Below are 1,015 nucleotides of genomic sequence, written 5' to 3' on the forward strand. Positions count from 1 at the left end.
TGTTCGGTCCCGGCATCTGGTGGATCGGATTGACGATGAACCGGTCTGGCTCTGACGTCCAGATCTTGGCGATGAATTCGTAGGGTGTGAGCCCGCTGAGCGTCTTGAGCCGGCGGGCGAAGTTGTAGGCGGCCATGAAGTCGGCGAGGTGCGTCCGCAGTTGGTCATGGCTGTCGTAGTGGAAGCGTTTGACGGTCGCCTCCTTGATGGTGCGGTTCATCCGCTCGACTTGTCCGTTGGTCCACGGATGGTTCGGTTTGGTGAGCCGGTGCTCGATGCCGTTTGCCTCGCAGATCATGTCGAAGCGCATCTGGCGGGACCAGGCGGTATTCCGGTTGCGGGGCTGCTCGGCGAACTGAATGCCATTGTCGGTCAGGATGGTGTGGATGCGGTAGGGGACGGCTGTCAGCAGGTGTTCGAGGAACTCCCATGCTGTCCGGCGATCAGCCTTGTCGACCAGCTGCGTGACCGCGAACTTGCTGGTGCGGTCGATGCCGACGAACAGGTAGAGTTTGCCTTCGGCGGTCTGCACCTCGGCAATATCGATGTGGAAGAAGCCGATGGGGTAGCGCTTGAAGCGCTGCCGCTTCGGCTTGTCGCCCTCAATGTCCGGCAAGCGCGAGATGCCGTGTCGCTGAAGGCACCGATGCAGCGCTGAGCGCGTCAGATGCGGGAGCGACGGTTGCAGGGCGTAAAGGCAGTCGTCGAGTGGCAGCAGTGTGTGGCGCCGGAACGCCACAACCATCGCCTCCTCGGCCTCGGTCAGGGTCGTTGAATGAGGGGCCTTCGGCCCGGTCTTCAAATCATCGACCGTCGCCCGTTTCCGCCACTTCGCGACCGTCTTTGGGTTGATCCCCAGTTCCCGGCTCAGCGTCGCGAGCGAAGCTTGCGATCGCTGTATTGCTGCTCGGACGGCGTGCGTGGTCGTGGCGCACCCATGACGTACCTGTCCCATACGGCTTCCTTCCATTCCAACGAAAGGATCGCACCATCAAATCGTGGGATCAAACACCTA

General features: G+C 61.6%; 1 protein-coding gene. It reads right to left on the reverse strand.

Translation table 11 applies throughout. The features are described from left to right. Positions 1–955: IS481 family transposase (locus SSA01S_RS18855; protein ID WP_061781617.1), on the reverse strand; the 955-nt coding region annotated here is incomplete at its 3' end. Positions 956–1,015 lie beyond the last annotated feature (60 nt).

It is taken from the genome of Sphingomonas sanguinis NBRC 13937 (assembly GCF_001591005.1).
Classification (GTDB): Bacteria; Pseudomonadota; Alphaproteobacteria; order Sphingomonadales; family Sphingomonadaceae; genus Sphingomonas; species Sphingomonas sanguinis.